Below are 26,750 nucleotides of genomic sequence, written 5' to 3'. Positions count from 1 at the left end.
GAATCCCGACAAGGCCCCGACGCGGGCCGCGTCGGGCAACCCCATGCGCAAGGTGTCGCTGCGAAACCTTGCCGCCCACAAGGTTCGGCTGGCACTGACGGTTCTGTCCGTCGTACTCGGAACCGCTTTCGTCGCAGGCTCGTTCGTCTTCACCGACACGCTGCAGCGCACGTTCTCGTCACTGTTCGCCGACACCGCACAGGGAGCCGACGTTCGAGTCGCCCCCGAGGATGCGCGATCGAGCGGAGTACCCAACGAGGACATCGCCGCCATCTCGGCGCTTCCCGGCGTGCGTGCTGTCTCTCCGTATGTAGGAGGACAACTCGTTCTGCTGGGTAAAGACGGTGCCGCAGTGCAATCCGGCGGAGCACCGACGATCGGTGAGTCCTACCTGCCGGACGAGCAGCGGCTCGGCGATCCGGCGACATTCGTCTCCGGCTCGGCCCCTACCGCGCCCGGCCAGGTCGCGATCAACGCAGGTGGCGCCGATCGAGCGGGCCTGAAGGTGGGCGACGCGACCCAGGTACTCGTGCCATCCAAGGGAATCACCGACATCACGGTCTCCGGAATCTATTCCACTGCAACAGAATCCGGTGGTTTCATCGGGATTCAGTTTGTGCAGAGCCAGGCGAACGAGTTGTTCACCGACGGTGCGCACGTGCAGTACATCGACGTCGCGGGCAACGATCTCGCGGCACAGGATAAGACGCAGAGCGACCTCAGGGACGAGATCGCCGCCGCGTTCCCGGATCTGAAAGTGCAGACCGCTGCCGACGTCCAGGCCGAAACCAAGGCCGAGGTCGAGTCGGCACTGTCGTTCATCACGTACTTCCTCCTCGCGTTCGGCGCTATTGCACTGCTCGTCGGCACGTTCATCATCTACAACACGTTCTCGATGATCGTCGCTCAGCGGGTACGCGAACTGGCGCTGCTTCGCGCCATCGGAGCCAGCCGCGGGCAGGTCAGTCGCTCGGTCGTACTCGAAGCGGTCGTCGTCGGCGTCATCGGAAGTGTGCTGGGCTTCGCCGGCGGCGTCGGACTGGCGTACGGATTGCGCGCTCTGCTCAATGCCTTCGACCTCGGGTTGCCGTCGGGCCCACTCGCCCTCGAACCACGCACCGTCGTCGTCGCCTTCGCGGTGGGCATCATCGTCACCGTCCTCAGCGCCTACGCACCGGCGCGGCGAGCAGCCAAGATTCCACCGGTGGCCGCAATGCGCGAGGAATTCGCGTCCGCCGGCGACACCCTGCGAACCCGGACGTTCGTCGGCGTCGGACTGGGTATTGCCGGAGCGGCAGCGATAGTCATCGGCGCTCAGTCGACCGGCGGCGCTGCCGCAGCAACCGTCGGCGTCGGCGCGGTGGCGGCGATCGTGGCCACGGCCCTGGCCGCACCGTCGTTGTCACGGCCCGTCGTGGGAGCGCTCGGGGCCGTCCTCACCCGGCCGTTCGGTGCGATCGGTCGCTTGGCCAGAACCAACTCGGTGCGCAATCCGCGCCGCACGGCAGCCACCGCATTCGCGTTGATGCTCGGCCTCATGCTCGTCACCGTCATCGGGGTACTCGGGTCGACGGCGAAGGCGAGTGTCGATTCGCTCGTCGACACCGGCGTCGAAGCCGACTACATCCTGTCCGGTCCACAGTCGATCGGTGTCCCGGCCGGAGCCACGGCGGCCGCACAACAGGTCGACGGGGTGGAACGAACCGCTGTGCTGCATCCGGTGTTCGTCACGATCGCCGGAGAAGAAGAATTCGGCGCTGCCATCGACGGCTCACCGGAAGGACTGCTCGACCTGTCCATGGTTCGGGGCACCGCAGACCTCGAGAGCAACGGCTTCTCGGTGTCCGAGACCGAAGCGTCCACCAAGGGCTGGGACATCGGCACCCAGGTCGTGTTCGACTCCGTCGACGGAGCTTCGGTTCCCGTCACCGTCACCGGTGTGTTCACCGACAACCCACTGATCGGCAGTTGGATCGTCTCGGGCGACATCTACGAGAAGGTGACGCCGTCCATCACGCGGTCGGATCTGCTGGTCCTGGTCAAGGCCGCGCCCGGAACCGATCTCGGTACGCTGCGCACCGACCTCGAAGCCGCGACCAAACCGTCCGTGGTGGTGCAGGTACAGGACGTCGAAGAGTTCAAGGGCAGCCAAGGCCAGCAGATCGACACACTGCTCGCGGTGCTGTACGGACTTCTCGCCCTGGCCGTGGTCATCGCGGTGCTGGGCATCGTCAACACCCTCGCGCTGTCGGTCGTCGAACGTCGACGCGAGATCGGCATGCTCAGGGCGATAGGAATGCAGCGACCGCAGGTGCGGCGCATCATCTACCTCGAGTCGCTGCTCATCGCCCTGTTCGGTGCCATCGTCGGCGTCGCCCTCGGCATCGCCTTCGGGTGGGGCTTCGTCCAGACCCTGCGCGACGAGGGCCTGGGTGCCATGACGGTGCCCTGGGGGCAGGTCGTCGCGATGCTTCTCGGGTCCGCGGTCGTCGGAGTGCTGGCTGCTCTGTGGCCTGCCGTTCGGGCCGCGCGCACCAAACCGCTGGAGGCGATAGCCGACCTCTGATCTGGGTCGCCCCGACACCGGGCATTTCGTAACGACACCCGTTCGTTACGAAATGTCCGGTTTTCGGCTTGCGCGGAAAGACGGCCCGCGTCTACTTTAGGGGTGGTAAAACAGTCTTCAAGTAGGTTTGTGTACCGCAAACGAACCTTTACCTCGCGGGTCGGGCTCGTGCAAGGAGAATCATGACGATTCAGGACGCCTACGCGCCGACCCGAGCTGTGCCGACGGGATCCGTGTCGACCCGATCTGAGCCGACGGGACCCGTGTCGAGTCGAGCTGTGCCGACGCGATCCGCGCTCGCCCCGCTGTGTCGTCCCGACGGCCGCGACACGCTGATGGCTCGCTACCGCGAGGTAGCGCACGCCATGCCGGACGCTGCAGCGTTGCACGCGGCGGGGACGTCACTGACCTTCGACGAGCTGCTGCATCGCGTGTATTCGCAGGCACGCAAGATCGCTGCCCTGCGCCCGTCCGATCACCGGCCCGTCGCCGTCGAGGCGGACGCGTCGGTCGACTCGATCGTGCTGATGCTGGCCGTCATCGCCGCAGGCCATCCATTGGTTCCGCTGGATCCGCAACTCCCCCACGAGCGCCGCGACCGCATCGTCGAACAGGCCAAGGCCTCGACCCTCGATTCGGCGACCGTCGACGCAGCGGTCGATTCCTGCGTACCGCTGCCGACGGTCTCGGGCGGCCACACCGCGGTGATCAACTACACGTCCGGATCCACCGGTACGCCCAAAGGCGTCGTACTCAGTCATCGCATGTGCCTGACCAAGGCGTACGAGGTGTCGACCGCGCTGGGGTTGGGCACCCACGATCGCGTCGGCGATGCCCTTCCCGTCAGTTTCGGCGCGGGCCTGAACACTCTGTTCGCCGGGCTGCTCAGCGGTGCCACCGTTCATTGCCGTGACCCTCGATCCGGCACGGTCGGCAGCATCGCAGAGTGGGTATCGGAGCACTCGCTGACCACGTTGCACTGCTCGTCGTCGCTGCTGCGCGCCGTCGCGGGCCAGGTCACCGTACCCACGCTGCGCGTCGTCACCACCTACGGGGAATCACTGCACGCCGACGACGCGCGCCGCTTCCGCCTGGCTTCCGACAACCGCGCCACACTCGTCAATTGGTACGCGACCACCGAGGCCGGGGCCGTCGCGTTCAGCGAGTACCCCCTCGACCGTGCGCTACCGTCCGGCTTTCTGCCCGCGGGCACTCCCGTCGCAGGAAAGCTCGTCGAGGTCGTTGCTGCCGACGGCTCCCCGTGCGAACCCGACGTCATCGGCGAGGTGCGCGTCACGTCGGCGTGCCTGGCCGACGGCTATCTCGAGGATGTCGGCGTGGACTCGGAGAAATTCGCTGCCCTCGGCGACGGCCTGTTCCGCTATCGCACCGGCGACCTGGGCCGGTTCGATCAGGACGGAACATTGCAGCTCGCCGGGCGCATCGACGACGCAGTCAAGGTACGCGGCTACCTCGTCGAACCGGCCGAGGTGGAGGCAGCACTGCGCGCGCTGACGAACATCGACGATGCCGTGGTGATCGGTAGGAGATCCGGCGCCGATACCGACCTCGTCGCGTACATCTGCTCCGACCGGGCCGTCCGGGCGAGCCAGGCCGACATCAGGGCCGCCCTGCGCCGAACCCTGCCGGAATGGATGGTGCCCACCCACATCGTTGCGCTCGACGCCATGCCCCGCAACGAACGCGGCAAGATCGACCGCAGAGCACTGCCCGAGCCGTCCGACCGACGCGTCGAACGCACCGCGGTCGGCCCCACCGAATACATCGTCGCGGAGGCCGCTCGCACTGCACTCGGACTGGACGCCATCGGGCGGGACGAGGATTTCCTCGAACTCGGTGGCAACTCGCTGACCATGACGGCGATGCTCGCCCACTTGCGCGAGAACCTGAAGATCGAACTCGATCCGCAGGACGTGTTCGCGTCGACCACCGTGCGAACGCTGGCGACCACCGTCGACGCTCGGCTTCGCGACACCGCCGCCGCACGTCGGCGCTCGTCCGGTGTCCACGACGTTCTGGTCCCGCTGCGCACCGGGGGTACCGGAGCTCCGATCTTCCTGATCGGTGGTGCCGGCGTGGGCGCGATGGCGTTTCTCGATCTGGTCAAGCACCTCGACGCCGACCGTCCCGTCTATGCCCTGCAGGCACACGGCCGAGGCACACGCGGGCGACCGGACCGGACCATCAGAGCCACTGCGGCACGGTATGTCGACGCGATCCGCACGGTGGCCCCCGACGGCCCGTTCCATCTTGTCGGCCACTCGCTCGGCGGCTGGATCGCCATCGCGATGGCAGAGGAGATCAGAGATTCCGGCGTCGGTACCCCGCATCTGCTACTTCTCGACACCCGGCTGTTCCGTCATCTCCTGGACCGGCTTCCCGGGGGTACGTCTGTCCCGGCAGCGCCGCCCGCACCGACCAGAGAAGACGCCGGCTTCCATCTGGGCCGTGTCGGTACGGCCGCGCTGTGGCTGCGTATGCAATTCGCTGGGCTGCTGCAGTATCCGACGACCATGGAATGGTTGGTGTTCGCCAGCATCGGGTACGTGGCGTTGAACAAGCATGTGCCGACTCCGTGGTCGGGGTCGATGACTGTGGTTCGCACCACCGAGAACGTCAAGGACCTCCGGTCGTGGCGAGCAGTCGCTCACGGCGAGCTGACATTCGTCGATATCACCGGCCACCACGCGAACATGTTGCGCGGACCGATGGCGAAGGAACTGGCCGACATCATCGACGGCACCGTCGACAACGCGCGCTGACTGGGAATATCACCCGCGACGGCCTGTCGCGGTGGCGGCACAGCTTGTACGTTTGTGCCGGACGGCTAATCAGCCGAGCCACCGGCCCGAACCGAGACAGGGAGGTCGACCATGAGCGCATCGTACGAACTGCAGTCGGTGGAACTACACAAGGACGTCTTGCGGTACGTCGATATCGGCGACGGGCCGCCCGTGATTCTCGTCCACGGGCTGCTCGGATCGCACAAGTCCTGGGGCCCGCAGATCGAGCGACTGTCGGACCGGTATCGGGTGATCGCACCCGACCTGTTCGGGCACGGTGACTCCGACAAACCGTCCGGCGACTATTCGCTCAGTTCGCACGCGGCCACCATCCGCGACCTGATGGAGTACCTGAACATCGACTCGGCACCACTGGTCGGCCACTCGCTCGGCGGCGGCATCGTCATGCAGATGACGTACCTCTTTCCCGAACGGGTCGATCGCCTCGTGCTGGTCAGCAGCGGTGGACTCGGCCCGGAGGTCAGCCTGCTACTCAAGGCCGCGACGCTACCCGGCAGCGAACTGGTGCTTCCGATGTTGGCCTCGGATTGGTTCCGCAGGAACACCGAAGGAGTGCTGGCTCGACTGGGCAAGTGGGGGGTTCCGGTAGAGCCCGGCCCCAGCATGGCCGAGACCTGGCGCTCGTTCCGATCGGTCGCAGACCGGTCGACGCGGGAGGCATTTCTGGCGTCGACGCGGGCCGTCGTGGGTCCTCGCGGCCAAACCGTCAGCGCCAAGCAGCATTTCGAGAAGTTCGAGTCCATTCCCTCGCTGCTGATCTGGGGCGGCAAGGACCGCATGATTCCCGCCAAGCATGCGGACAACATCCGACGCGAGGTACCCAACAGTCGCGTCGAGATCTTTCCCGACGCCGGCCACTTCCCGCAGCTCGACGAGCCGGACTTCTTCTTCCGGCTACTGGACGAGTTCTTGGCCGCCAACCACACCGACTCGAGCGACGCGGACCACAGCGCGCCGACGGAGATCACCCCGGCAGCCATGCCGCTCCAGCGCCCGTGAGCGTCATCCCGATGTTCCCGCTCGGCAGCGTGTTGCTACCGGGCGAACGTCTCCCGTTGCACATCTTCGAGCCGCGATACCAGGCACTGGTACAGGACTGTCTGAAGATGGACGATCCCCGTTTCGGCGTCGTTCTCATTGCCCGGGGGCACGAAGCAGGCGGTGGCGACGTCCGACACGATGTGGCGACGATCGCCCACATCATCGGTCACGAGGCCATCGGAGACGGCAGGTATCTGCTCGAGTGCGTCGGCGGCGAACGGATCCGTATCGACGCGTGGCTCCCGGACGACCCCTACCCACTGGCCGACGTCCGCGCGTGGCCCGACGCAGACGTCGATGCCGTCATCGCCGACACGCAATTCGCCGCCACCTGGGCCAAGGTCGAGGATCTGTACGAGCTGATCGGTCGGCTCGAATCCTCCGGGGACATCGTGACGCCGGGCGTTCCGGATTTTCTGAGCCTCCCGATTTCGGCCGCCGAGAAGATCTGGTCACTGGCCTCGTTGATCCCGATGGGCCAGTCCGACCGACTCGACATCCTGTCGGCACCGGACGCCCCGTCGCGCTTGAAGGCACTCGACGACGCGATCGAAAACGTCACGGCCGTCGTGCAATTCAGACTTCAGCCCTGACCGGAGCCAGTCCGGCGAACCCAGAAAAGAAATCAGGCCCGGCACCATCGGTGCCGGACCTGATCTTCGTAGTAGCGGGGACAGGATTTGAACCTGCGACCTCTGGGTTATGAGCCCAGCGAGCTACCGAGCTGCTCCACCCCGCGTCGGGTGATACCCACGGTACATGCCGTCGTGGCAGACTCCCAATCGCCAGGTCAACGCTCTACGGTTCTTTCATGCCCACCGAGTCGTCACCCGTCCTGTCTTTTCCACACCAGACGGTCGCACAGATCACGCTGAGCAACCCTCCGGTGAACGCCTTGACCCAGTCTGCGACGCGACGTCTGCGGGCGATGCTTCGCGAGCTGGCCGAGAACTCCTCCGTCCGGGCCGTCGTGCTCACCGGCGACCGGGTGTTCAGTGCCGGTTCGGACATCTCCGAAATGCCCGCGATGCAGGCGGCAGGCGACGTCCTCGAACGCAAGAGCAATGTCGAGAACGCGACCCTCGAATTACTGGCCGACCTACCGCTCCCGACGGTCGCTGCGATCGACGGGTTCGCCCTGGGCGGTGGGCTCGAGATGGCGCTGTGCTGCGATCTCGTGGTTGCCGACGCGGGTGCCCGCCTCGGCTTGCCCGAGATCGATCTGGGGCTCGTCCCCAGCAGTGGCGGGACCATGCGTGCGTTGCGGCGGGTGGGTCAGTCGCGCGCAGCCGAACTGGTGTTGCTCGGCGAGCCCATCTCTGCCGAGACAGCTCTGGAATGGGGTCTGATCAACAGGGTGGCTCCACGCGGTGGGTCGTTGTCGATGGCACTGGACCTGGCACACCTGCTGGCCGCGAAGTCCCGCTCGGCCGTGCACGCGAACAAGCGAGCTCTCGCGCTCACATTCGGGCAGTCACCACACGAACCGGCACGACGCGCACTGCCGGTGTTCGAGGAAGCCTTCGAGTCGGCCGACGGCCGAGAGGGCGTACGGGCCTTCCTCGCCAAGGAATCACCGAGCTTTCGATAGCCGGGCCCGCGCGAGAAGTGCTGCACCGGTGACGATCTCCCATCCGATGATGGTGTAGACGGAAATCCGCTCGAACGCTCCACCGCCGAGGATGCCGGTATCGGCGAGAAACAATGCGAAACCGGCCAGCCCCACGACACCGGCGACGGCGCTGGCCGCTGTGTACCACCGAGGTGCGCCGACGCGTCCGCCGTACCGGCCTGCAGCCAGGAGCACCAGGTTTCCACCGATGATCGCCATACCCGCGCCCGCCGCATGCGGAGTCGATGCTCCGTCGACCGAAGCATGCGCGAGCCCGACCACGATGCTGCCGACGCCGTGCACGACCGACGTGCCCAGCACGATCCAGCGCGCTCGACCCTCGAACAACACCGACAATCCGAGGCCGGCAAGAACGAACAGCGTGCCGTCGACCACAAAGCCGGTGTTCATCACCGGGTGCCACGGTGAGATATCCGGAATCCCGAGGTCACTGATGTTGTTGCGCGCGTAGCTGTACGGTCGGTCGGTCCAGCCGCGCGCCGAAATCGCTTCGGCAGCGAGGTAGGTACACCCACCGACGACGAACGCCGCGGCGGCCAGAACTGTCGATCGCTTCACCACTGCAGTATTCACTGCCCGATACCCGATGGGTCATTCCGCAGGCTCCACTCCCGGCCACCCCGATGCACCGGGCTTGTACCGATTGGTACAATACCGGCTCATGAGCGATCGCCACGACGTGGTGCCGATACTCGCAGGAGTGTTCCGCGACCACGGGTTCGACGGGTCGTCCCTCGCGGTCATCAGCAGATGCACCGGACTCGGCAAAGGCAGTCTGTACCACTACTTTCCGCGGGGAAAGCAGGAAATGGCCGAGGCAGTCCTCGACGACGTCGAGCTGTGGTTCCACCACAACGTCTTCGAGCCGCTGCGGCACGGAGACGACGCGGCGTCGACGACCCACGACATGTTCGAGCAGACCGCCCGCTATTTTCGGTCCAATCGCCTGGTGTGTTTGTTCGGCGCGTTCACGCTCGGGCTCGAGCGTGCCACCTTCTCCAGCCGTGTCGCCGCGCATTTCACTCAGTGGATCGAGGCACTCACTCCGGTGCTGCAGCGGCTCGGACACGGCGACTCGGCGGCCGAACTGGCCGAAGAGATCGTCGCCGGAATCCAGGGGGCGTTGGTGCTGGCACGGGCTTTCGACGATGCCACACGATTCGACCGAGTGCTGGCCCGACTCGAAGCCTCGGCCGCACGCGTGTCGGCGGGGGTGCACGCATGACACCTGACGACACGACGCCGAAGCCGGCACCCGAGCTGAAGACCTTCGGTATACGAGAGTTGTTGCGACTGATCGTGATCGGATCGGTGCTGACGTACTTTCAGTTCATCGCAGTCGGCCGCTGGGTTCGTGCGCCGCGGCGCGGCTGGCCGGTTCACGCCTCCAAAGCCGTCGTCGACGCGTTCTTCGTGCTCGGCCCCACCTTCGTCAAGGTGGGGCAACTGATGGGTTCGTCGCCCGGACTGTTTCCCAAGGTCCTCGCCGACACCTGTCTGCGATGCCTGGACGAGGTGCCGCCGTTTCCCGGGTCGCAGGCCCGCGCGGTGATCGAGGCAGACCTGGGCCGGAGCGTCGAGGAGTTGTTCTCCTCGTTCGACGACGTACCTCTCTCGTCGGCGTCGGTCGCCCAGGTACACCTGTGCGTGCGCCGCGATGACGGCCGCGAAGTGGTCATGAAGGTGCAGCGGCGAGGCATCTACCACCGCATGAAGATCGACCTGCGAATCGCATATCTCATCGCGCGCGGTCTCGAGAAGTTCATTCCGTTCTTCGCCACGGCCAATGCGTCGGCCATCATCGTCGACCTGCACGCCGCGACGTTCGCAGAACTCGACAGCGCAGTGGAAGCCAAGCGCCAGCACAGCTTTCGCAGTGCAATCGGGGCATTCGGCGACAACAAGCACGTCACCGCACCCGAGGTGTTTCTCGACTACTGCGGTGGACGCGTGATCTGCATGGAACGCATGCACGGCTCTCCGCTGGACCGGTACCGGCCCGGTGAGCAATCGGAGCTGATCGTTCGCCGTGCCGCCAAGGTCTGGATGGAGGCCCTGGTACTGCACGGCCTGTTCCACGGCGACGTGCACGCGGGAAACGTCTGGGTGCTCGACGACGGCAGAGTGGCCTTTCTGGACTTCGGCGTCATGGGCGAGGTGGACGAGCAGTGGCGCGCGTTGTTGCTCGACCTCTTCCACGCCACGGTGATCGACGGCGACTTCACCCGCCTCGCCAGTACCGTCAAACGTCTGGGAATCGTTGCCCCGCAAATGGGTTCGGACGCCGAAGTCGGCGCGATTCTGCAGTCGGTGTTCGCGCCGATGCTCTCGGCCACCCTCGCCCACTTCAGCCTGGCGGACTTCATCCGGGCGTTGGTGGGCATGGGCAAGCAGTACAAGACGTCGAGCCCCGAGGAACTGATCCTGGTGGCCAAGCAGCTCGGCTACTTCGAGAGGTATGCCATCGAACTCGCACCGAACTGGGCGTTGGGCACCGACCCGTTCGTGTTCAAGAACGTCTTTCCCGCCGAGATCGCTGCGCTGTCCGAAGCACGGGGCATCGAACTGCCGGAGTGATCCGGCAGCCCGCGCACCCGATCACATACTGAAGTCGAGTACCACTTTCCCTGCTGCCGTTCGGTTTTCGAGCGAGGCGATCGCTGCTGCCGCGTCGGAGACGGGGAAGACGGACGGCTCGGGAGCCACGAGCGAACCGTCCGCGAGCAGCGGCTCGATCTCGGCCCACTGAGTGGCCAGGTAGCCGGGGCGCGTCATCCACCATGCACCCCAGCCGACGCCGACGACATCGACGTTGTTCAGCAGCAACCGGTTGACCTTGACGGTCGGGATCTCGCCACCGGTGAAGCCCAGCACCAGGATTCGGCCCGACGGCGCGAGCGAACGGATGCTGTCGGTGAACCGGTCACCGCCTACCGGATCGACGACCACGTCGACGCCACGGCCGCCGGTCAGCTCCTTGACCGCGTCCTTCCAGCCGTCGACCAGTACGACGTCGGTGGCTCCGGCGGCTCGCGCGATGTCTGCCTTTGCTTCCGAGCTCGCCACTGCGATCACCCGCGCTGCCCCGAGCACCGGAGCCATTCGCAGAGCGGAGGTTCCGATCCCGCCCGCCGCGCCGTGCACCAACACCGTCTCGCCCTGCGCCAAGCGGCCGCGCTCGCGCAACGCGAAGTGCACCGTCAGATCGTTGAACAGCAAGCCCGCGCCCGCAGTGAGCGAGACGGACTCGGGCAACGCGAACACCGTGTCGGGCGAGACGACGGCGACCTCTGCCATACCGTCGCTGAGCCCCGTCAACGCTGCCACGCGGTCTCCGGCCGAGAAGCCGGAATCGGCCGGAGCCGACCGCACGATGCCGGCGATCTCGCTGCCCGGAACGAACGGCAACTCGGGCTTGTACTGGTACAGCCCACGGGTGAGCAACGCGTCGGGGAACGCGACGCCCGCGGCCCTGACCTCGATGACCACCGACCCATCACGCGCGGTGGGTTCGTCGATATCGGCAACGGTCACCGAATCGGGTCCGTCGAGACTGGAGATCTGTACCGCGCGCATGAAGTGTCCTCTCGGTCGGGATCGTTCCCTGCCTGCCACGGTACAAAACTGCCGTACTCACCGCCGCTACCGGCATCCACTCGTGGTGATGTGCTCCAATCGAGGGGTGAACACCACTCCCCTCACCGTCGTCTCGCCCGACGGCACCGCCCGCGGCGGCGTCATCGTCATCCAAGAAGCCTTCGGGGTCACCGACCACATCGTCGACGTCTGCAATCGGGTCGCGGCCGCAGGCTGGGTAGCCGTGGCTCCGCATCTGTTCCACCGGCAGGAAGGTGTGAGCGTGCTCGACTATTCGGACATGGATTCCGCCATGGCGGCCATCGGGAAACTCGAGGCGGACGAGGTGGACTCCGATGTGGACGCGGCGGCGAGTGCGCTGGCCGAACTGGGGTTCGAGCCCTCGTCCATCGCGATCGTCGGCTTCTGCATGGGCGGGACCGTGGCCTTCCACACCGCGGTTCGACGGCAACTCGGTGCGGCCGCCACGTTCTACGGTGGCGGAATCACGAAGGGCCGCTTCGGTTATCCCGCGATGGCCTCGGTAGGCGACGCTCTCCAGACACCGTGGCACGGTTTCTTCGGAGATCTGGACGAGGGCATTCCGTTCCAGGACGTCGAGACACTGCGGGAGATCACCGCCACGGCACCGGTCGGCACCGAGATCACCCGATACCCTTACGGCAAGCACGGCTTCCACTGCGACGACCGCCCTGCCGTATTCGATGCCGCAGCCGCAGGCGACGCGTGGACCAAGACCCTCGAGTGGTTCGACGCGCATGTCGCACGCTGAGCACCCTCGCTCCGACGCCGAACTGGCGGCGGAGACCGAACGCATCGTCGCCTTCTGGACCGAGCTGGCGTTGCCCGGTCTGTTCGACGTCCACACGCACTTCATGCCGAAGAACGTGATGGACAAGGTATGGAGCTACTTCGACAGCGCAGGCCCGCTGACGGGCAGCGCCTGGCCCATCTCGTACCGCTTCGCCGAAGACCGACGGCTGCAGGTGATTCGAGGGTTCGGCGTGCGGCGATTCACGTCGATGATCTACCCGCACAAACCTGCCATGGCGGCCTGGCTGAACTCCTGGGGTGCCGACTTCGCGGCCCGCACCCCCGATTGCCTGCAGACTGCCACGTTCTATCCCGAGGACGGAGCAACGCAGTACGTCGAGCAGGCGGTGACGAACGGAACCCGAATCTTCAAGTCGCACATCCAGGTCGGGAACTACTCGCCCAACGACCCGCTGCTCGACGGCGTCTGGGGCACCATTTCGGATGCGCAGATTCCGGTGGTCATCCACTGCGGCTCCGGACCGGCACCCGGCTCGTATACCGGCCCCGAGCCGATCGCCGCTCTGCTGCAGCGGTTTCCGACGCTACCGCTGATCGTCGCGCACATGGGCATGCCCGAGTACGTCGACTTTCTCGATCTGGCCGATCGATACGAGAACGTACGCCTGGACACCACCATGGCCTTCACGGATTTCTCCGAAGCCGCTGCGCCGTTTCCCCGGCACGAGATGCCGCGGCTGTTGGACCTACAGGATCGCATTCTGTTCGGGAGCGACTTCCCGAACATCCCGTACCCCTACCTGGACTCGCTGCAGGCGGTGAGCCGTCTCGGACTCGGTGACGAGTGGGTCCGCGCCGTGTGCTGGAGCAACGGCGCGGCCCTGTTCGGCTGAGTCCCGTTCGCGGGTCTCAGCCCACCCAGAATTCGGCGATACGCTCGGCGATGGCGGTGCCCTGCGCCCGGCCGGCTATTGCCGCCGCTGCGCGCACGGCGATGTCGGTGGGGTCGGGTCCGATCGCAGCCGCCGAAGCCGCGTCGGGAACGATCACTTCCACCTTCGAGCCGCCCTTGACCAATTTTCCCCGTTCGACCTCGAAGGGGTCGCCTTCCAGGTCGAGTGCACCGACCTTGAGCACCAGCACCTTCTCGAAACCCACCGCCAGATCGGCGTTCTCGCTCGCACGGATACCGCCGTCGACGTAGCGGTGATCGCCGATCGTCACCGGCGGCCACATGCCCGGGATCGCGCAACTCGCGGCCACGGCGTCGATGAGCTCGACGCCCGATCCCCGGTCCAGAACTCGATGGCGCCCCGTCAGGGCGTCCACGGTGACGATCCGCAGATCGCGGTCGGGCCACGAGTGCTTCGTCAGTCGACGGGCGATGATGGCTCGTCGTTCCCGTTCGCTGATCGTCGCTGTCGCCAGAGCTTCGGCACCGATGCGCCTGCGGGTGTCCAGCGCACTGCCGTCCGAGTTCTGGGCTGCTCGGGCCAACATGGTGACGAGCTCGTCGATGGTGGCCTCGGCGTGTGGCTCGTTGTCCTGCTTCGACTCGTCCGCCTGACGCTCGAAGAACTCCGACACCGGGGTGCCGCTCGAGATCTGAGCAGCCACCGAAGAACCGGCCGACGTTCCGAGCAACATCTCGGCGTCGCTGACATCGGCCCCGGCCTCGGCCAGTCCCAGAAGGACGCCTGTTTGCCACGCAATGCCCGCTACACCGCCGCCGCCCAATACGAGCGCTCGTCTGGCCATGGTCGTAACCCCGTTCTTCCGCTGGACCCGTCAGGAACTTACAGCCCCGCCGCCGACCCGCGGCCGTAACCACGTGATCAGGTCGTCGAGCACGCGTTCCTGCTCCGGCTCGTTGAAGACTTCGTGGAACAGCCCGTCGTAGGTTTTCAAGGTCAGGTCCTCGGATCCCGCCAGCTCGGCGATCAGCTCGCTGCCCGAGACGTCGGCCAACCGGTCTGCGGTTCCGTGCTGCAGCAACACCGGAATGGTCAGCGACGGCAATCTGGCGGGATACGTACGACTCTCCTGCAACAACGCTGCAGCGAGCCCGGCCGTGACGCTGCCGTGATAGCCCAGCGGATCGGCGACATAGGCGTCGACGACGGCCTTGTCGCGGGAGACGTCGTTGGGGTCGAGTTTCAGAACCGGCAGCGAGGGCAGGAACCTGCCGAGTACTGCACCCACCGCGACCAACGCTTTCGGCTGACCTACGGACGGGTTGACCGCAGGCCCGGACAGCATCAGTGCGTCCAGATCACCTTGATGGTCGAGGGCGTAGGACAGCGCGATGGCACCGCCCATGCTGTGTCCGAGGAGGAAGGTGCGGCTGCCGGGGTGCTCGTCAGCCGCGATCGAGAACAGTGTGTGCAGGTCGTCGGTGAAGTCCGACCACTTCGCCAAAGAGACTCGTTTGCCGCCGGATCGCCCGTGCCCGCGGTGGTCGGGTGCGTAGACGACGAGGCCGAGCGAGCCGAGCCGCTCGATCACGTGTCGGTACCGACCTGCGTGCTCGGCCAGGCCGTGGGCCAGCACCAGAACGCCGGTAGGGGAGTTATCGGCGGCGGCGTCCGGGGTCCAGACGTCGTAGACGATGCGAGTTCCGTGTACCCCGGCGAACGACGACTCGACATGCTGCATTCGGTCACCGTACAAGGACCGCGACGCCTTCGACGGCCCATCGCTCGAACCCCACAGATTCGTCTAGGTAACTATCCTCAGATGCGTGGCGATGTACTTGTGACAGACCACTACCGCACCCCCTCGTACCGCGTGGGCAGCCTCGAAGATCAGGAGTGAGTTCACGCATGCCCGACAAGGACGCCGCAGGGGCCTCGCCGACGTGGCGCGATCCCAAGCGTTATCTCTGGCCGCTCGGCCTGACGATTCCGCTGAGCCCGTTCCTGGCGTGGGGCTTGGTGTCACTCCTCGGACCCGGCGCATTCTGGGCACTCGGGCTGATGATCATGGGCATCGCGCTGCCGTTGGTCGACAAGTTCGCGGGCGTCGATCGCAGCAATCCACCCGACGAGGCTCTCGCAGCACTCGACAAGGACAAGTACTACCGGTGGTGCGTCTACCTCTTCCTCCCGCTGCAGTACGCCGGCCTGGTGGCCGCGTGTTACCTGTGGGCCCACGGCCCACTCGGCACACCGGAGAGGATCGGTCTGGCCGTCACTGTGGGCGTCGTCGGCGGCGTCGGCATCAATGCCGCGCACGAACTGGGGCACAAGCGCGAGAACGTCGAGCGGTGGCTCTCCAAAGTCACTCTGGCGCAGACGCTGTACGGCCACTTCTACGTCGAGCACAACCACGGCCACCATCTGCGCGTCGCCACCCCCGAGGATCCGGCGTCGGCGAAATTCGGTGAATCGTTCTGGAAGTTTCTGCCACGCACGATGATCCACGGTCTGCATTCGGCCTGGGATCTCGAATCCCGTCGACTCGCGCGGTCGGGCTCGTCACCGTGGACGCTGCGCAACAACCTTTTCAATGCGGCCGCGATGAGCATCGTTCTGTTCGGGGCACTGATCGCAGTGTTCGGTTGGATCGTGTTGCCGTACCTACTGATTCAGGCCGCCATCGCCATCGTCCTGTACGAGGCGGCCAACTACCTCGAGCACTACGGTCTGATGCGCACCAGGCGTCCGGACGGGCGCTACGCCAAGCCCTCGCACCGCGACAGCTGGAACAGCGATCACCTGTGGAGCAACCTGTTTCTGTACCACCTGCAACGCCACAGCGACCATCACGCGAATCCGGTACGCCGCTACCAAGCACTACGAACCGTCGACGAGTCTCCGCAACTCCCGGCCGGATACGCGGTGATGATCTTCTGCTCGATGGTTCCGCCCTTGTGGCGCAAGGTGATGGATCAGCGCCTGATGGACTTCTACGACGGCGACCCGAGCCTCGTCAACGTCGACCGCGCCGATCGCACAGCGGTCCGCCGCCTCGAGAAGCTGACCGGGGCGCGAGCGCAGTCGTAAGGTCGACGCCTCAGACCGCGGCGGGCTCGTCGGTTTGCGCTCTCAGGTAGCGCCCGAAATGCGGCACGGTGAACGCGATCGTGCCGCGCTCGGCCGAGTAGATCAGGCCCTTCTTGATCAAGCCGTCACGGGCCGGAGACAGTGATGCCGGCTTGCGCTTGAGTTCGGTCGCCACGGCCGAGGTCGGCACCGAGCCGTCGTCCACCGACAGTTCGGCCATCGCGCGCATGTATTCACGTTCGGCGGGTGTCGCGCGTTCGTAGCGCGAACCGAAGAATCCGACGGCCAGTTCCTCCTCCGCTGTCGGAGCGGCAACACGCACGTCCTCGGCGGAAATCGGGCTGTCGGCGGCGAGATCCCAGGTCGCTTTGCCGTAGGCCTGCACGAAGTAGGGGTAGCCATCGGCGGCTGCGTACAGCGCGTCGAGTGCCTCGGGGGTGAATTCGACATCCTCGCGGTCGGCCGGCGCGATCAACGCGAGGTCTGCTGCGGCTCGCTCGAGCCTGCCGATTCGGTGGTAGCTGAACAGGCGCTCGGAGTAACTTTTCGATGCCGACAACACAGCCGGTAGGTGCGGTAGTCCGGCCCCGACGATGATCAGCGGCGCGGTGTCCTGACTGAGTTCGTGGCAGGCCGCGCACAGTGCGGAGATGTCTGCGGGCCCGAGGTCCTGCATCTCGTCGATGAAGATGGCGATACCCACACCCACGTCCCCGGCCAGCGCGGAGGCATCGAGCAGCAGTTCGACGAGGTCGATCTCGATGTCACCGGAGTCGGCGCGGCCGGTCTTCGCCGGGACGTCGATGCCCGGTTGCCACCGCTCGCGCATCCCCTTGTCCGCGGTGGCGCGCAGCGCGAAGGCCTTGAGGACGCCGAGAAACTCGTCGACGCGTTCGGGGTCTCGATGCGAGGCCGCAATGCCGCGTACCGCCATGTGCAGCGCCGACGACAGGGGCCGGCGCAGTTCCTGGTCGGGGCGAGCCTCGATCTTGCCGGTGCCCCAACCGCGCGCGATGGCCGCGGATCGGAGGTGGTTGAGCAGCACCGTCTTGCCGACGCCGCGCAGCCCAGTGAGCACGACGCTGCGTTCCGGTCGGCCGCGGGTGATGCGTTCGAGGACGACGTCGAAGGCGTCGAGCTGCTTCTTTCGACCGGCGAGCTCGGGTGGGCGCTGGCCTGCGCCGGGAGCGTAAGGGTTACGCACGGGGTCCATGAGGCCAAAGTTACAACGAATCGTGCGATATATGCGGACATCTAGCTCGTGTCCTAGAGATCCGTATTCGTTCGATACTTGCGGGACGCCCGAGGCCGGGGCTACTGTCGGCTCCGTGAAGCGCATTCTCGTAGTACGCCGCCGTAGCGGGGTCTGATTCGGACCGACCCCTCGCTGCGGGTCGTCGTGCTCTCTCGGTCCTCCCTTCACATTCGGAAGACCACCCTCATGAACTCACTTGCTTCCACCTACGCCACCGATCCGTTCCATGCCCGTTTCGGCTGCGCCCTGCCGCGCACGATGCGCGACGAGATCACCGGGCAACACATGTCGTGGACGGCCTTCCTCGACCGCTTCTCGCCCACCACCGGGCCTCTCCGACTGGGCTCCTGGTCCGGCACTGGGGCCACCGGGGGCAAGATGTCGTTCGACGCCACCTTCGGTATCGGTGACACCATCTTCGCTTGTGCCACAACAACATACGGACCGATCGAGGCGTTGACGTCGATGCTCCACGACGCCGGATTCCGCATCGAGATCCTCTCGTTCCACCAACAGCGCATCGGCGACGAGACCGCCACCTTCGTCCTGGCCGAGCACGACGGTCGCCGCGAATGGTCGATGTCCATCGAGCCCGACGCAACCCTGTCGTCGATCCGGGCCATCGTCGCCGGGGCCAATCTGCTGCACCGGTAGCTGCAGCCGACCCCGCGAACTCGAAGTTGAGGCCGAAAATCCGTCGAAAAGTGTCCATAACTTCGAGTTCGCCGTCGGCGTCGGTAGTGCCTTCTACGACTCTCTAGCATCGGCGCAAGAGAGGGGAATATCTTGCTAGGGCATCTCCACTGTCTGCGCGCGGTGAATTTCGGCCAGTGCGCGGCGCACATACGTTTCGGCGCGGCTTCGACGAATCGCGAGCAGATCCGCCACCACCAGCAGGGCGTGCGCAGGCCGCGGCCGCGAACGTGACTGTTCGTCGACGTCCGTCACACCCAGCGCGCCGGTGAGCACTTCGACGAATCCGGCGATGTCCACGCTCGGAAGCCACTCGGCTCCGCGGACGGTTCGGCCGAGTACTTCCTGGACGTTATCCCCGGTCAAGCCATCGCTGTATACCTCTTCGAGCAAACTCCGTACCATCTCCGCATGCACGTTCCCGGCCTTGGCCGCGTCCGAGCGGTCCAACAGTTCGACGGCCTCGTCGAACGCGATCGGATCCTGCGCCACGACAGCAGCAAGGGCATCGACCGTGGCGTCCGCGATTCGACGCACATCGACGGGCCACTCGGTGGGCCAGGCCACGGGCACGCTGCTCGGGGGAACAGCCTCTGGGGAGGGGTCGGTCATCGCACAAGTCTCTCACTGTCCACCGACATGGTTCCTTTTACCTGTAACCGATGTTTATACTAAGTCGCGCACTGTGGCAGCGGCCACATCGCGGACGTGGAGGAGGTCGACTCGATGAACGAGCGCAACGCCGTCGCATCGGACCCGGGCGAAGTGATGCTTCAGGCCAGGAACGTCAAGTTCGACTGGAGCGATCTGCCGATGCACTGGGTGCCCGGCGATCCGTACACCACGCACGTCCTCAACGTGCTGCATCTACTACTCCCGGCCGGCGAACACTGGTTCGTCGACACGTTCAAGGAGGCCCTGCCCTACATCGACGACGAGAAGCTGCGCGACGACGTCATCGGCTTCATCGGGCAGGAAGCCGTACACGCCGAGGCTCATACCGGCGTCCTCGTGCATCTGCAGAACAACGGACTCGACCCCACTCCGTTCACCGATCAGATGGAATGGGCCTTCGGCAAGGTCCTCGGATCGGATTCGGTGACGAGTCTGCGATCGAAGAACAACCTCGTCGAGCGGCTGGCCCTGATCGCAGCCATCGAGCACGTGACGGCGTTCCTCGGTGACTGGGTACTCAATGCCGACGGTCTCGACCGCGCCGGCATCCATCCGACGATGCTCGATCTGCTGCGGTGGCACGGTGCCGAGGAAGTGGAACACCGCTCGGTTGCGTACGACACCCTTCGTTACTTCGACAAGCGCGAGGTACGTCGCCTGCGCACGTTCGTCGTGGTCGTTCCGTTGATGGGGTACATCTGGATGCGCGGCATCATCTTCCTGATGAAGAACGACCCCGAGCTGCAGAGCGCCCCGAAGTCGGTCCGCAAGCCCCGATCGGCCCTGTGGCGCAAGTCTGTTCGCCGCGGCACGCTGCCGGCGCTGACGCACGTCGGCCGCAGTATGTCTCGCTACCTGAAGAAGTCGTATCACCCGAGCCAGGAAGGCTCGACGGCTCAGGCCGTGCGCTACCTGGCGTCGTCCCCGGCCGCGCAGGCTGCGGCGCGGTGAAGCTCTCGACGGGTCGCGTTCCGCGGCTGTTGCCCAAGGACGCGCCACCGGATCTCCGCGGACGCCCTCGCGCCGATCGCTCGATGCAGATGCTCGGAACGTTCCTCAACGGCTACATGCATGCGACTGCCGGCAAGGAGTACGACGACGCGGTAGCCGGCCACAATCCCGATTCCGCGCTGCGGCTGGTGGTCGTCGACCGCGAGATCATCGCCGAGGACGAGAACGTCGCCGCTCTGACCCTCGCCTCGCCGACGGGGGAGCAGCTGCCGACCTGGCATCCCGGCTGCCACCTCGATCTACATCTGCCGTCGGGTCGCCGTCGGCAGTACTCGCTGTGCGGCGATCCGTCCGACCGCAGTTGCTACCGGATCGCCGTGCGCCGAATCCCAACCGGCGCAGGTGGATCCATCGAGATGCATGCACTCGAGCCCGGCACCGAGGTCACCGTACGCGGCCCACGGAACGGCTTTCCCTTCGTCGCCGAGGGCAGCGCGCTGTTCGTCGCCGGCGGCATCGGCATCACCCCCATCATCGCGATGGTCCGTGCCGCACGGATTCTCGGGATGGATTGGCAGTTCGTGTACTGCGGTCGCTCCCGGGACACGATGCCCTTTCTCGACGAGATCGAGAGCTGGGAATCGGATCGCGTGTTCGTCCGGACCGACGACGTGCACGGGTACCCCACCGAGGGTGAATTGCTCGAGCGCGCACCCGCAGGCGGTGCCGTCTACTGCTGCGGTCCTACCCCCATGCTCGATGCCGTTCGCCGCGACTTCGGCCAGTGCCCCGCCACCGCACTGCATTTCGAACGCTTCGGCCCGCCGCCGATCCTCGACGGCACACCGTTCGAGGTGCAGCTGATCAGCACGGGCGCTGTGCTCGACGTCGCCGCCGACACCTCCGTGCTCACGGCCGTCAAGCAGCAGAAGCCCAATATCGCGTACTCGTGCCAACAGGGCTTCTGCGGTACCTGCAAGGTGCGGGTGCTCGCCGGCGAGCCCGAACACCTGGAGTCGCGATTGACCCCGGAGGAGCAGCGCGATCACATGCTCATCTGCGTCTCGCGCGCTCGAAGTGCCCGTCTCGTACTCGATCTATAGAACGGAAAGACAGTGAGCAGCAACGCAGTTCGTACGACGGTCGTCAACGAGGGCATTCGGTTGGCGGTGTTCGAGAGCGGAAACCCCGACGGCGAACCCATCGTCCTCGTTCACGGGTGGCCCGATACTCACGAACTGTGGAGCCACATCGTGCCGCAACTCGAAGACCGTTTTCGGGTGATCAGCTACGACTCGCGTGGAGCCGGCGAGAGCACGGTCCCCGTCGAGCAGTCGGCGTACAAGTTGGCCCGGTTGGCGGCGGACTTCTATGCCGTGGCAGATGCGGTCAGTCCCGACGCTCCCGTTCACGTACTCGCTCACGACTGGGGTGCCGTGGAGGTCTGGGAAGCCGCAGCCCAGCCCCAGGCGAAGGATCGAATCCGTTCGTACACATCGATTTCGGGACCTAACCTCGATCACCTCGGTAAGTGGTCGCAGTCGCGGCTACGTCGTCCCACTCTTGCCGGCATCAAGCAGGTTCTCGCGCAGACCCGAGCGTCCTGGTACACCGTCACCTTCCACATCCCCGGCCTGTCGACGTTGCGCATCAAGCGACAGTTCGCCAAGGGCTGGCCGGCATTCCTCCAGGAGTTCTCGGGCGTCGATCCGAAGCTCGTCACCCAGAACCCCACACTGTGGTCGGACGCAACCAACGGCACCAAGTTGTACCGCGCCAACATCATTCCGCTGCTGACCAATCCGCGGGATCGATACATCGACATCCCGGTGCATCTCATCGTCAACACCGAGGACGTCGCGGTGCGGCCGTACCACTACGACGACACCGGCAAGTGGGTGAAGAACCTCACGCGCAACGACATTCCGGCGGGTCACTGGTCGCCGATCTCCCACGCCGACGACATTGCCCGATTGACAACGGAATTCATCGAATCGCTGGACTGAATATTCAGGTCACCCGGTCAGATGCCCGCGCAGCGTGGACGACGTGTATTCGGATCGAAACAGGCTGCGCTGCTGTAGGATCGGGATCACGTGTTCGACGAAATCGGCGAGTGAGTCGGGGTAGCGCGGGCACATCAGGTTGAAGCCATCGGCACCGCGGCCCGTCCACGATTCCATCTCGTCGGCAATGGAATCCGGCGTGCCGATCATCGTTGCATGCCCACCGCCGGCCGCAAGGGTGCCCAGCAACTGACGCACGGTGGGGCGATCCTTCTCGATGATGCGCAGGATCGTCTCGTAGCGGCCCTGCGGTCCGGTGAACTCTGCTGCCGGCGGTAGCGGGGGCACCGGTTCATCGAGTTCCCAGGCAGCACAATCCTGCCCGGTGAACGTCGAGAGCATCGCCAGGGATTGTTCCGTCGGCAGTAAGACGTCCAGTTCGGTCTTCTTCCGGTGAGCCTCCTCCATCGTCGATCCGACGTACGTCACCAAACCCGGCATGATGCCCACTGCCGCACTGTCACGACCGGCTCGATCGATTCTCGCCTTCACGTCGTCGTAATAGCTCTGCGCGGCAACGAGATCGTAGGCGACGGCGTAGATCGCCTCGGCGTACTTCGCCGCCAGGTCGCGGCCCGGGCCCGACGCCCCGGCCTGAAACAGAACCGGCCTGCCCTGCGGCGACCGCGGCACCGTCAGCGGGCCGTCGACGCGAAAGTGCTTGCCGTCGTGGTCGATCGAGTGCACCTTGGCCGGATCGGCGTACATCCCCGTCCGATCGAGCGTCAGGGCATCGGCATCCCACGAATCCCAGAGTGCCAGAGCCGTATCGACGAACTCTGCTGCGCGTGCGTAGCGCTCCTCCCGAGCCGGGATGGCGTCCATTCCGTGATTGCGTGCTTCGGCGTCGAACATGGAGGTGACGACGTTCCAGCCGGCCCGTCCGCCGCTGATGTGGTCCAACGACGCCAGCATGCGCGCGGCATGGAACGGGGTGTAGAACGTCGACGACACAGTCGTGACCAGACCGATGTGGGTGGTCGCTCTGGCCATGGCCGACAGCGCCGTGATCGGTTCGAGAAACCAGGTTCCTGCGCCGGCCGGATCGCGAACGGAATGCCCGTCGGCAAAGAACACCGCGTCGAACTTTCCCCGTTCGGCCAGCTGCGCAAGTTCCTCGTAGTACGCGATGTCGCCCAGGTCCTCCACTCGCGAATCGGGATGCCGCCACGCTGCACTGTGATGTCCGCAGCCGTACAGAAACGCGTTGAGGTGCATATCAGTTCTTGACCAAACCGCCGTCGACAACGAGGTTCTGACCGGTCACCGACCGCGCCCACGGGGAGGCGAAGAACAGCAGAGCATCGGCGAACTCCTCGGGCGTGGTGACGCGTTGCAGCGGGGTCGAGGCCGCGATGAAGTCGAACACCTCGGCCGGGGTCGCGGCACTGGCATCGGTGGTGCGCAGCAGTCCGCCCGACACCATGTTGACGGTGATGTTGTCCGCCCCCAGGTCCGCGGACAACGTACGCGTCAGTGAGAGCAGGGCGGCCTTGGACGCGGTGTAGTCGTGGTACGGCACCACCGGATTCTGGAACAAGTTGGTGCCCACGTTGATGATTCGGCCAAAGCCCGCCTCACGCATTCCCGGCAGGGCCGCCTGCGTGGTGAGCAGCGCCGCGCGAACACTGCCACGCAACTGCGCGTCGAACCGATCCCAGGTGATGGTGTCGGCCTTCGGTCGAGCATCCCCGTCGAACGAGAAGTCGGCCAGTGCGTTGTTGACGACGGTGGTGATCGGGGTGCCGAAATGCGCACGGGCCGAGTCGAACACCGAGGCCACCGCGCTCTCGTCGGTCACGTCGCCCTGAACAGCAAATGCACGGTCGCCGAGCCTGTCCGCCAACGCCTCCGCTGCCTCTTTGCTGGTGCGGTAGTCGATCACCACACGCGCGCCCTCACCGGCGAACGCCGCGGCAATCGCTGCTCCCAGCCCGCGTCCACCCCCGGTGACCAACACTGTCTGCTCGTCGAGTCTCATGCGCTTCGCCTCTCGTTCGAGGTCGGGACCGTCGCGAGGGACAGGAAATACCGAAACATCACGACATTCCCTTCGCTGGTCCTAACCAGATCAGGTTCGACGGGTGTGATCTCAGCCCTGACGGGCACCCCGTGTCGCGGTCGACTGTACCTGTAGGTCTCTCTACCGCTTTCTTACGCTCGACGTAGACAGCCGAATACAACCGTATGCAGCGATCAGCCGATGACAGCCCAGCCGTGGGGAGGAACGCTTACCCGTCCGTCGTTCAGGTGCGCCTCACCGGCCAGTACTTCGCTGCCCTGGGCCGGGTAATCGATGGCCTCGTCGCCGAGGTTGAGCGCCACCGTCATGGAATTGTCGTCCGCGTACACGCGGTAGAGCAGCGCGGTGTTGGTGAGCTCGAGTGTCTCGGTGCGGGCGGAGTACAACCACGGATTGCGACGCCGTACTGCGATCAACTCCTGATGCACTCGGTAGATGGGCCAGCCGTACGGTGCCAGATCCTTGGAGGTGTCGGGGTATTCGGGACGCACCTCGTCGTCACCGCCGACGCGATCTTCCTTGATGCCGCGGAATGCCTGCTCGTCGCCGTAGTAGATCATCGGCATCCCGCCCACGGTGAACAGAACCACCAACGCGTGCAGCAGATGTCGCTCGTCTTCGATGACGCTGGCGATGCGATTGACGTCGTGATTTCCGACGAACGTGGCGGGCACGAAGGCGTCGAGCCAGCCGTTGTGACGCTCGAGGGCATGCGAGAGCTCGAAGAAATTCTTCTCGCTCAGCCCACTCCAGATCGCCTTCCACAGTTCGTACTGGGTGACCGAGTCCAACGTGGAGGCCGAGACGATCCGGTCGTAGTCACCGTGGATGACTTCGCCGAGAAAGTATGCGTCCGAATGCTTCTCGCGAACCTTCGGCAGCACCGCGGCCCAGAAGCGCGGCGGTACCGCGTAGGCCGCGTCGAGCCGCCAGGCGTCGACGCCGCGTTCGAGCCAGTGCGACAGCACGTCCACCACGTACTGCTGCACGTGCGGGCTCTCGTGGTTGAGCGCGACCAGTTCGTCGTGGCCCTCGAAATTGCGATGCGTCGGCTCGTCCCCGGACCAGTCGAGGTGGAACCACTCCGCGGCCTCGGAATCCGGGCCCTCGGCCAGGGCCTCATGGAACTTCGGGAAGCTTTGCGCCACATGGTTGAAGACGCCGTCGAACATCACTTTCAGACCGCGGGAATGCGCCGCAGCGATCAGCGAATCGATATCCTCGTCGGTGCCGAGCCGACCGTCGACATGGTAGAAGTCGACCGTGTCGTAGCCGTGCTTCTCCGACTCGAAGATCGGCCCCAGGGCGATGCCCGAGGCCCCGAGCTCGAGGGCGTAGTCGAGCCACTTCTCGATTCTGTTGAGCCGGTGCAGATCCGATTGGGATTCACCGTCCCACCCGTGCACCGGAGCGCCGGTGAAGCCGAGTGGGTACAGGTGCCACCAGATGGCGTGCTTCGTCCACTCCATCAGGACGCCTCGATCGAGTCGCGACCGAGCTCGCCCGCGCCGGTATGACCGGACAGGCTGGTCACCAAGTCGAATTCGGCCAGCAGGCAACGTAGTACGTGCGCAACACCCTCCTGCCCGCCGAGCGCGAGTCCGTAGAGGAACGGGCGGCCGAGTAGAACCGCATCGGCCCCGAGCGCCAGCGCCTTGGCCATGTCGGCACCGGTGCGCACACCGGAATCGAACAGGATCGTCAGTTCGTCGCCGACAGCCTCGACGATGGACGGCAACGCGTCGAGAGACGGCCTGGCACCATCGATCTGACGTCCACCGTGGTTGGAGACCACGATGCCGTCGACTCCATGGGCGGCCGCCTCTCGGGCGTCGCCGACGGTGCAGATGCCCTTGAGCACGATCGGGCCGTCCCAATGCTCGCGCAGGAACGCCAGGTTCTTCCACGACAGGCCGGGATTGGGGAACATCTGCGCCCAATGCATCGCGGCGGCAACGGGATTCTCCTCGACGGGCTGAGCGAGTCCGGCTCGGAACGCCGGATCGCTCAGATAGTTCTCGATGCCGAGGTTCGCCAAGAACGGGAGGTACCCGCGGTCGAGATCGGCGGGCCGCCAGCCCAGCAACGTCGTGTCGAGCGTCAGCACCAACGTGGTGAATCCGGTGTCCTTCGCGCGCTGCAGGAAGCTCAGCAGTACCGATTCGTCCGTCGGCCAGTACAACTGATACCAGCGCGGCGCATCTCCGCCCGCCTCGGCGATCTGCTCGAACGAATGCGATGCCTGCGTCGAATGAATGTACGGCACACCGAGTTCCGCAGCCGCCCGAACCGTCGCGAGTTCACCGTCGGGATGGGCGAGAGTCTGAATGCCCACCGGCGCGATCAACAGCGGTGCAGGCATGTCGGTGCCGAGCACGGTGCACGCATGATCACGCGAGGCCGAGCTGCGCAGCATCCGCGGCGTGATGGCCCACCTGTCGAAAGCGGCCCGGTTCGCCCGCGCCGTCGAGCCACTGCCCGCACTGGCGACGATGTAACCAAGAGCCTCGGGCGAGAGCTTCTCGGCAGCCTGGTCCTCCAGCCGCGCCAGGTTGGTGGTGATCGACGGTGTCTGCTGAGCGAACATCCCCGCGGCGTAGATGCCGAGTTGGTGATCGCTGAAGTTGCTGGGCCTGGCCTCGGTCAT

The 26,750-nt window shown here is 65.6% G+C and carries 24 protein-coding genes, 1 tRNA gene and 1 riboswitch; of the genes, 14 read left to right on the top strand and 11 right to left on the bottom strand.

Annotated elements, in window-relative coordinates:
- Window positions 1-43 precede the first annotated feature (43 nt).
- From VF34_RS15180 to VF34_RS15165, 4 genes are all read left to right on the top strand, one after another.
- Complete coding sequence (locus VF34_RS15180; protein ID WP_045841730.1) at window positions 44-2,566, top strand: ABC transporter permease; 2,523 nt, start codon at window positions 44-46, stop codon at window positions 2,564-2,566.
- Window positions 2,567-2,748: 182 nt separating this feature from the next.
- Window positions 2,749-5,349, top strand: coding sequence for an alpha/beta fold hydrolase (locus tag VF34_RS15175; protein WP_231578228.1), 2,601 nt, complete (start codon window positions 2,749-2,751; stop codon window positions 5,347-5,349).
- Between the two features lie 111 nt (window positions 5,350-5,460).
- Complete coding sequence (locus tag VF34_RS15170) at window positions 5,461-6,390, top strand: alpha/beta fold hydrolase (protein WP_027495200.1); 930 nt, start codon at window positions 5,461-5,463, stop codon at window positions 6,388-6,390.
- Entirely contained in the window at window positions 6,387-7,025 is a 639-nt protein-coding gene (locus tag VF34_RS15165; RefSeq protein ID WP_027495199.1) for an LON peptidase substrate-binding domain-containing protein, read from the top strand. The genes VF34_RS15170 and VF34_RS15165 overlap by 4 nt, the downstream gene beginning before the upstream one ends.
- 72 nt (window positions 7,026-7,097) lie before the next feature.
- On the opposite strand, the gene VF34_RS15160 is transcribed toward VF34_RS15165, so the two are convergent.
- Window positions 7,098-7,171: transfer RNA gene (locus VF34_RS15160), tRNA-Met, on the bottom strand.
- A 72-nt stretch (window positions 7,172-7,243) separates the two neighbouring features.
- On the opposite strand from VF34_RS15160, the gene VF34_RS15155 reads away from it, so the two are divergent.
- The gene (locus tag VF34_RS15155; RefSeq protein WP_045841615.1) at window positions 7,244-8,023 is read left to right on the top strand and encodes an enoyl-CoA hydratase/isomerase family protein; all 780 of its coding nucleotides are present in this window, start codon (window positions 7,244-7,246) and stop codon (window positions 8,021-8,023) included.
- Here VF34_RS15155 and VF34_RS15150 read toward each other — a convergent pair.
- Complete coding sequence (locus tag VF34_RS15150) at window positions 8,006-8,623, bottom strand: DUF998 domain-containing protein (RefSeq protein WP_197077472.1); 618 nt, start codon at window positions 8,621-8,623, stop codon at window positions 8,006-8,008. The genes VF34_RS15155 and VF34_RS15150 overlap by 18 nt on opposite strands.
- 103 nt (window positions 8,624-8,726) lie before the next feature.
- Between VF34_RS15150 and VF34_RS15145 the strand changes: the two genes are divergently transcribed.
- Together VF34_RS15145 and VF34_RS15140 are read left to right on the top strand one after the other, a co-directional pair.
- Window positions 8,727-9,290, top strand: coding sequence for a TetR/AcrR family transcriptional regulator (locus VF34_RS15145; protein WP_045841613.1), 564 nt, complete (start codon window positions 8,727-8,729; stop codon window positions 9,288-9,290).
- The gene (locus VF34_RS15140; RefSeq protein ID WP_045841612.1) at window positions 9,287-10,642 is read left to right on the top strand and encodes an ABC1 kinase family protein; all 1,356 of its coding nucleotides are present in this window, start codon (window positions 9,287-9,289) and stop codon (window positions 10,640-10,642) included. The genes VF34_RS15145 and VF34_RS15140 overlap by 4 nt, the downstream gene beginning before the upstream one ends.
- A gap of 21 nt (window positions 10,643-10,663) precedes the next feature.
- Here VF34_RS15140 and VF34_RS15135 read toward each other — a convergent pair whose 3' ends face one another.
- A complete protein-coding gene (locus VF34_RS15135; RefSeq protein WP_045841611.1) occupies window positions 10,664-11,641 on the bottom strand; it encodes an NADPH:quinone oxidoreductase family protein in 978 nt (325 codons plus the stop codon).
- 106 nt (window positions 11,642-11,747) lie between these two features.
- On the opposite strand from VF34_RS15135, the gene VF34_RS15130 reads away from it, so the two are divergent.
- Window positions 11,748-12,434, top strand: a complete 687-nt coding sequence (locus tag VF34_RS15130; protein WP_231578227.1) for a dienelactone hydrolase family protein — start codon at window positions 11,748-11,750, stop codon at window positions 12,432-12,434.
- Window positions 12,421-13,329, top strand: a complete 909-nt coding sequence (locus VF34_RS15125) for an amidohydrolase family protein (protein WP_196251045.1) — start codon at window positions 12,421-12,423, stop codon at window positions 13,327-13,329. The genes VF34_RS15130 and VF34_RS15125 overlap by 14 nt, the downstream gene beginning before the upstream one ends.
- A 16-nt stretch (window positions 13,330-13,345) precedes the next feature.
- On the opposite strand, the gene VF34_RS15120 is transcribed toward VF34_RS15125, so the two are convergent.
- Together VF34_RS15120 and VF34_RS15115 are read right to left on the bottom strand one after the other, a co-directional pair.
- Window positions 13,346-14,194, bottom strand: a complete 849-nt coding sequence (locus VF34_RS15120; RefSeq protein WP_045841609.1) for a patatin-like phospholipase family protein — start codon at window positions 14,192-14,194, stop codon at window positions 13,346-13,348.
- A 30-nt stretch (window positions 14,195-14,224) separates the two neighbouring features.
- Window positions 14,225-15,091: an alpha/beta hydrolase gene (locus tag VF34_RS15115; protein WP_045841608.1), complete on the bottom strand. Its 867-nt coding sequence runs from the start codon at window positions 15,089-15,091 to the stop codon at window positions 14,225-14,227.
- A 167-nt stretch (window positions 15,092-15,258) separates the two neighbouring features.
- Between VF34_RS15115 and VF34_RS15110 the strand changes: the two genes are divergently transcribed.
- Complete coding sequence (locus tag VF34_RS15110; RefSeq protein ID WP_045841607.1) at window positions 15,259-16,440, top strand: alkane 1-monooxygenase; 1,182 nt, start codon at window positions 15,259-15,261, stop codon at window positions 16,438-16,440.
- 10 nt (window positions 16,441-16,450) lie between these two features.
- Here the strand turns inward: VF34_RS15110 and VF34_RS15105 are convergent, their stop codons facing one another.
- Window positions 16,451-17,653 (bottom strand): ATP-binding protein, encoded by a 1,203-nt coding sequence (locus VF34_RS15105; RefSeq protein ID WP_032367752.1) that lies wholly within the window; start codon window positions 17,651-17,653, stop codon window positions 16,451-16,453.
- A gap of 228 nt (window positions 17,654-17,881) precedes the next feature.
- On the opposite strand from VF34_RS15105, the gene VF34_RS15100 reads away from it, so the two are divergent.
- Window positions 17,882-18,349 carry a 2-isopropylmalate synthase gene (locus VF34_RS15100; RefSeq protein WP_045841606.1) on the top strand — a complete coding sequence of 156 codons (468 nt, stop codon included), beginning with the start codon at window positions 17,882-17,884 and terminating at the stop codon, window positions 18,347-18,349.
- A 135-nt stretch (window positions 18,350-18,484) separates the two neighbouring features.
- Here VF34_RS15100 and VF34_RS15095 read toward each other — a convergent pair whose 3' ends face one another.
- Complete coding sequence (locus VF34_RS15095) at window positions 18,485-19,000, bottom strand: hypothetical protein (RefSeq protein ID WP_045841605.1); 516 nt, start codon at window positions 18,998-19,000, stop codon at window positions 18,485-18,487.
- Between the two features lie 114 nt (window positions 19,001-19,114).
- On the opposite strand from VF34_RS15095, the gene VF34_RS15090 reads away from it, so the two are divergent.
- The 3 genes from VF34_RS15090 to VF34_RS15080 are packed head-to-tail and all read left to right on the top strand — an operon-like array spanning window position 19,115 to window position 22,020.
- Entirely contained in the window at window positions 19,115-20,014 is a 900-nt protein-coding gene (locus tag VF34_RS15090; RefSeq protein WP_027495186.1) for a metal-dependent hydrolase, read from the top strand.
- Window positions 20,011-21,117: a PDR/VanB family oxidoreductase gene (locus VF34_RS15085; RefSeq protein ID WP_032389355.1), complete on the top strand. Its 1,107-nt coding sequence runs from the start codon at window positions 20,011-20,013 to the stop codon at window positions 21,115-21,117. Before VF34_RS15090 ends, VF34_RS15085 begins: the two co-directional genes overlap by 4 nt.
- Window positions 21,118-21,129: 12 nt before the next feature.
- Window positions 21,130-22,020: an alpha/beta fold hydrolase gene (locus tag VF34_RS15080; RefSeq protein ID WP_045841604.1), complete on the top strand. Its 891-nt coding sequence runs from the start codon at window positions 21,130-21,132 to the stop codon at window positions 22,018-22,020.
- A 9-nt stretch (window positions 22,021-22,029) separates the two neighbouring features.
- Here VF34_RS15080 and VF34_RS15075 read toward each other — a convergent pair whose 3' ends face one another.
- From VF34_RS15075 to VF34_RS15060, 4 genes are all read right to left on the bottom strand, one after another.
- Entirely contained in the window at window positions 22,030-23,298 is a 1,269-nt protein-coding gene (locus tag VF34_RS15075) for an LLM class flavin-dependent oxidoreductase (RefSeq protein ID WP_045841603.1), read from the bottom strand.
- Window position 23,299: 1 nt separating this feature from the next.
- Entirely contained in the window at window positions 23,300-24,061 is a 762-nt protein-coding gene (locus VF34_RS15070) for a 3-oxoacyl-ACP reductase (RefSeq protein ID WP_045841602.1), read from the bottom strand.
- A gap of 49 nt (window positions 24,062-24,110) precedes the next feature.
- A riboswitch (TPP riboswitch) is annotated at window positions 24,111-24,203 on the bottom strand.
- Window positions 24,204-24,276: 73 nt separating this feature from the next.
- Window positions 24,277-25,572 carry an alpha-amylase family glycosyl hydrolase gene (locus VF34_RS15065; protein ID WP_045841601.1) on the bottom strand — a complete coding sequence of 432 codons (1,296 nt, stop codon included), beginning with the start codon at window positions 25,570-25,572 and terminating at the stop codon, window positions 24,277-24,279.
- Window positions 25,572-26,750: an alpha-hydroxy-acid oxidizing protein gene (locus VF34_RS15060; protein WP_032373500.1), complete on the bottom strand. Its 1,179-nt coding sequence runs from the start codon at window positions 26,748-26,750 to the stop codon at window positions 25,572-25,574. Before VF34_RS15060 ends, VF34_RS15065 begins: the two co-directional genes overlap by 1 nt.

Source organism: Rhodococcus sp. PML026, from assembly GCF_000963615.1.
GTDB lineage: Bacteria > Actinomycetota > Actinomycetes > Mycobacteriales > Mycobacteriaceae > Rhodococcoides > Rhodococcoides fascians.
The sequence above is the reverse complement of the archived record's forward strand: the minus strand, read 5'-3'. Positions and strand labels throughout refer to the sequence as shown.

Bases quoted from the DNA above. Each gene is read 5' to 3' on its own strand.
- VF34_RS15180 (WP_045841730.1), top strand. From the start codon at position 44: ATGCGCAAGGTGTCGCTGCGAAACCTTGCCGCCCACAAGGTTCGGCTG.
- VF34_RS15175 (WP_231578228.1), top strand. From the start codon at position 2,749: ATGACGATTCAGGACGCCTACGCGCCGACCCGAGCTGTGCCGACGGGA.
- VF34_RS15170 (WP_027495200.1), top strand. From the start codon at position 5,461: ATGAGCGCATCGTACGAACTGCAGTCGGTGGAACTACACAAGGACGTC.
- VF34_RS15155 (WP_045841615.1), top strand. From the start codon at position 7,244: ATGCCCACCGAGTCGTCACCCGTCCTGTCTTTTCCACACCAGACGGTC.
- VF34_RS15145 (WP_045841613.1), top strand. From the start codon at position 8,727: ATGAGCGATCGCCACGACGTGGTGCCGATACTCGCAGGAGTGTTCCGC.
- VF34_RS15140 (WP_045841612.1), top strand. From the start codon at position 9,287: ATGACACCTGACGACACGACGCCGAAGCCGGCACCCGAGCTGAAGACC.
- VF34_RS15135 (WP_045841611.1), bottom strand. From the start codon at position 11,641: ATGCGCGCGGTACAGATCTCCAGTCTCGACGGACCCGATTCGGTGACC.
- VF34_RS15125 (WP_196251045.1), top strand. From the start codon at position 12,421: ATGTCGCACGCTGAGCACCCTCGCTCCGACGCCGAACTGGCGGCGGAG.
- VF34_RS15120 (WP_045841609.1), bottom strand. From the start codon at position 14,194: ATGGCCAGACGAGCGCTCGTATTGGGCGGCGGCGGTGTAGCGGGCATT.
- VF34_RS15115 (WP_045841608.1), bottom strand. From the start codon at position 15,091: ATGCAGCATGTCGAGTCGTCGTTCGCCGGGGTACACGGAACTCGCATC.
- VF34_RS15110 (WP_045841607.1), top strand. From the start codon at position 15,259: ATGCCCGACAAGGACGCCGCAGGGGCCTCGCCGACGTGGCGCGATCCC.
- VF34_RS15105 (WP_032367752.1), bottom strand. From the start codon at position 17,653: ATGGACCCCGTGCGTAACCCTTACGCTCCCGGCGCAGGCCAGCGCCCA.
- VF34_RS15100 (WP_045841606.1), top strand. From the start codon at position 17,882: ATGAACTCACTTGCTTCCACCTACGCCACCGATCCGTTCCATGCCCGT.
- VF34_RS15095 (WP_045841605.1), bottom strand. From the start codon at position 19,000: ATGACCGACCCCTCCCCAGAGGCTGTTCCCCCGAGCAGCGTGCCCGTG.
- VF34_RS15090 (WP_027495186.1), top strand. From the start codon at position 19,115: ATGAACGAGCGCAACGCCGTCGCATCGGACCCGGGCGAAGTGATGCTT.
- VF34_RS15075 (WP_045841603.1), bottom strand. From the start codon at position 23,298: ATGCACCTCAACGCGTTTCTGTACGGCTGCGGACATCACAGTGCAGCG.
- VF34_RS15070 (WP_045841602.1), bottom strand. From the start codon at position 24,061: ATGAGACTCGACGAGCAGACAGTGTTGGTCACCGGGGGTGGACGCGGG.
- VF34_RS15065 (WP_045841601.1), bottom strand. From the start codon at position 25,572: ATGGAGTGGACGAAGCACGCCATCTGGTGGCACCTGTACCCACTCGGC.
- VF34_RS15060 (WP_032373500.1), bottom strand. From the start codon at position 26,750: ATGACCGAGGCCAGGCCCAGCAACTTCAGCGATCACCAACTCGGCATC.